Origin of the sequence: Desulfobacterium sp. N47 (assembly GCF_051233685.1) — a bacterium.
Taxonomy (GTDB): domain Bacteria; phylum Desulfobacterota; class Desulfobacteria; order Desulfobacterales; family RPRI01; genus RPRI01.
This window is the reverse complement of record NZ_JBAMMY010000060.1, coordinates 1-3,931: the sequence shown is the minus strand read 5'-3', so window position 1 is coordinate 3,931 and position 3,931 is coordinate 1. Positions and strand designations below refer to the sequence as shown.

Annotated in this window: 3 protein-coding genes; all 3 read left to right on the top strand. The window is 37.5% G+C overall.

The genetic code is table 11. The annotated features are described in order from the left end of the window. Nucleotides 1–176: 176 nt before the first annotated feature. The 3 genes from VXK47_RS03680 to VXK47_RS03670 all read left to right on the top strand — a co-directional run bounded on the left by VXK47_RS03680 (nt 177) and on the right by VXK47_RS03670 (nt 3,411). On the top strand, nt 177–2,375 hold the full coding sequence (locus tag VXK47_RS03680) for a ribonucleoside triphosphate reductase (protein WP_435547416.1): 2,199 nt from the start codon (nt 177–179) through the stop codon (nt 2,373–2,375). 33 nt (nt 2,376–2,408) lie between these two features. Beyond that, nucleotides 2,409–3,101: an anaerobic ribonucleoside-triphosphate reductase activating protein gene (locus VXK47_RS03675; RefSeq protein WP_435547415.1), complete on the top strand. Its 693-nt coding sequence runs from the start codon at nt 2,409–2,411 to the stop codon at nt 3,099–3,101. 82 nt (nt 3,102–3,183) lie between these two features. Continuing rightward, nucleotides 3,184–3,411 (top strand): M48 metallopeptidase family protein, encoded by a 228-nt coding sequence (locus VXK47_RS03670; RefSeq protein ID WP_435547417.1) that lies wholly within the window; start codon nt 3,184–3,186, stop codon nt 3,409–3,411. Nucleotides 3,412–3,931 lie beyond the last annotated feature (520 nt).

The following is a 3,931-nucleotide window of genomic DNA, read 5'->3' as shown; positions in this document are numbered from 1 at the left end:
TGTCTTAACTCCTTATTATAATTATAATTTATAACAAGGCGACAAAAATTTTTTATCTGCTTTGTCAAGCAAAAAATAAACATTTTTATAATTTTTTTATCCCATATAGCATGCAAAAACTTAACCGGACACTACTGATTTCTTTTAAATCAACAAAACTAAATGAGGTGGCACAAGTGTTTGAAAAAATCAAAAAACGCGACAACAGAATTGTTGAGTTTGATTCATCTAAAATCACAGCTGCTTTAACAAAAGCAGGCAGAGCAACAGATGAATTCGATGAAAGAGATGCAAGAAAACTTACACTTCGGGTTCTAACCCTTGCGCATGAAATTCGCCTCGGGCCAATTCCTGATGTTGAAGGAATACAGGATATTGTTGAACGGGTGCTCCTTGATTCATCCTTCTACAAAACTGCAAAGGCCTATATCATATACAGGGAGCAGCATGCCCAGATACGAAGCATTGCAACCAATGCCAATATTGATCTTGTAGAGCACTATATCCAGAAGCTTGACTGGAAAATCAAGGAAAACAGCAATATGTGCTATTCCTTACAGGGGCTCAATAATTATATATCATCGGATGTGACCTCAGAATACTGGTTAAACCAGATTTATCCGCCTGAAGTAAGAGATGCCCATAAAAAAGGTGATTTACATATACACGATCTTAGCCTTTTGTCGGTTTACTGTGTTGGATGGGATTTAAAAGATCTTCTTGTAAAAGGATTCAGAGGTGTAGAAGGAAAAATAGAAAGCGCTCCTCCCAAGCACTTAAGGTCGGCTTTAGGGCAAATTGTAAATTTTTTCTATACTCTTCAGGGTGAAGCAGCCGGTGCTCAGGCTATTTCAAACTTTGATACTCTGCTTGCTCCGTTTGTACGTTTTGACAAGCTCAAATATAGTGAAGTAAAGCAGGCGATGCAGGAGTTTGTATTTAATATAAATATTCCTACACGGGTTGGCTTTCAGACGCCTTTTACCAACATAACTCTGGATCTTTTTGTTCCATCGATCTTAAAAGATCATCCTGTTATAATAGGAGGAAAAGAGTGTGAGGAAACATATTCCGATTTTCAGCCTGAAATGGATATGTTAAACAGAGCTTTTGCTGAAGTAATGATGGCAGGGGATGCAAGGGGAAGGGTATTTACTTTCCCGATTCCGACATACAGTATTACCGCCGATTTTGACTGGAACAATCCAAATCTTGATGCAATCTGGAAAATGACCGGCAAATATGGAATTCCTTATTTTTCAAATTTTGTTAACTCCGATCTTTCTCCTGAAGACACAAGATCAATGTGTTGCCGGCTTCGTCTTGACAACAGGGAATTATTAAAAAGAGGCGGCGGTCTTTTCGGAGCAAGCCCGCTTACCGGTTCTATAGGAGTTGTAACAATAAACCTTCCGCGAATAGGCTATGTTTCTAAAAATGAAGATGAATTTTTTGACAATCTTAAAGAAAAAATCAATATTGCAACAACAAGTCTTTCCATAAAAAGAAAGATTCTCGAAAGATTTACGGAAAAGAATCTCTATCCTTATTCCAAATTTTATTTAAGAGAAGTTAAAAACGGAACGGGTCTATACTGGAAAAACCATTTTTCCACAATCGGAATAATCGGTATGAACGAGGCTTGCCTTAATTTTATAGGTTCGGATATAGCAAGCAGCAAAGGCCTGGAGTTTTCTCTCAGGGTTATGGACTTTATACGCGATATGCTTTCTGCTGCACAGGAAGAAACAGGAGACCTTTATAATCTTGAAGCTACTCCTGCAGAAGGAACATCATATCGTTTGTGCATGAAAGACAAGCATGATTTCCCGGAAATTGTATGTGCCAATGAAGTGGATTATCAAAACGGTGCTGCTCCTTTTTATACAAATTCAACACAGCTTCCTGTTAACTATACTGATGATATATATGAAACTTTAAGATTGCAGGACAATCTGCAGTCAAAATATACAGGCGGAACGGTACTGCACCTGTTTTTGGGTGAACTCATATCCGATATTGTTATAATTAAAGGACTTATCAAAAAAATATCAAACAGTTTTCATTTGCCCTATTTCACACTTACCCCGACATTCAGCGTATGTCCTTCACACGGATATCTGAAAGGAAAACAGGAACAATGCCCGACCTGTGGTACCCAAACAGAAGTTTATTCAAGAGTGGTAGGATATCTGCGACCGATAAAGCAATGGAACAACGGTAAACAGGCTGAATTTGAAATGAGAAAAATCTATGTATTGCCAACGGAAGAATATGAAGATAACTGCCTTGTAAATTCGGAAGTAAAAACTGATAAGAATGAGATCGATTACTGTTATGAAGAACCTCTAATCAGATATCAGGCTTCAATATGATTTTTACAGCCTTTTTTAACAAATGAACAGGCAATGATTATAGGCGGAATTCAAAAGAATTCACTGATCGATTATCCTGAAAAAATAAGTTGCATTATTTTTACTTCAGGATGTAATTTCGCATGCCCTTATTGCCATAATCCGGAACTTGCGAAAAACAACCCATCTGTAATTTTAAAAGAAACGGAAATTTATGATTTTCTCAAAAACCGTAAGAATTTTTTAGATGGTGTTGTTATTTCCGGCGGAGAGCCAACCATTCACAGCGGCATATATGCAGTATGCAAAAATATCAAAGCAATTGGTTATCCCGTTAAACTTGATACAAACGGAAGCAATCCCGAAGTTATTAAAAATCTGATCGAGAAAGAGCTTATCGACTATATTGCAATGGATATTAAAACCGATCCAAACCGCTATTCTTATTTTACTAAATCCGCTTCTGTCTCCGCGAATATATTATCCAGCATTCAAATTATCATGAATTCAAAAATTGATTATGAATTCAGGACTACATCTGTTAAGCCCTTTGTTGATGTGTCGGTTATTGAAAAAATATCAAAAATTATTGCAGGTGCAAACCGGTATGTACTTCAGCATTTTTATAAAAATAATGTACTTATGCCGGAATTTTTTAACGCTAAAAACCTTGAGTTAAACGAAGAAGAATTTCTTCAAATGGAACTGGTGGCAAAATCTTTTGTTAGCGAATGCATCGTAAGATAACGGCTTCGTAAAAAACTTCCTTTGTTGAGTTCGGCCATTCAAAAAACAATCGTGGAATTTTTATAGAAACAAACTACCACAAATCTCAATTCCGGAACTGGCCTCCTGCTCAGGCAAAGGACGGGTCTCTTTCAGCTCTGATCTTCTTCAGGAACCAAGAACTTTTCAGGAATTCGTCATCGTCCACGAACTTCTCCACCTGCAGGTTCCCAATCACGGCAAACTTTTCAAGAGCCTGATGAGTGCCTATCTGCCGGACTGGGAAGCGATATTAGCGGAAAGAAACGAAAGCGCGACAAGAAGCCTATGAACGTGAAGGATGCGTAGGAGCAATGGTATTTAAAGTGCAAAAGAAGACATACGATAATAACGGTTAGAAAGGCGCTATGAAAAAGCTGTCGGTTTCCCATTTCACAAATTTACGTATAGCTTCCTGAAATCCACAAATCATTAGCCACACTGAAATCGTTTGATTTCAAACGGTATTCATCGATATAAAAACCCTTGACTTGATATTCCCCGGAGGTTATATTCCTTCTATAGAATGGAATGTTGAATATACCGAGGAATTTGAATCATGGTGGGTTAGTCTGGACGAGGAAGAACAGATTGATATTGCCGCGGTAGTCGGTTTATTGGAAGAAAAAGGACCGCATTTGCCGTATCCCTACAGTTCGGATGTCAAAGGGACTAAGAGATTGTCATAAAATAACTATAACATTTATGTTGCATAATTTTCAAATTTGCTCCATGATTAGCTCATGGAAAAAGATAGAATATCAAAACGATTTAAAATCCTTGAGCCAATACTCAATGAACGGTTACGCAGG

Excerpts from the sequence above, each read along its gene's own strand:
- VXK47_RS03675 (WP_435547415.1), top strand. The coding sequence starts at position 2,409 with ATGATTATAGGCGGAATTCAAAAGAATTCACTGATCGATTATCCTGAA.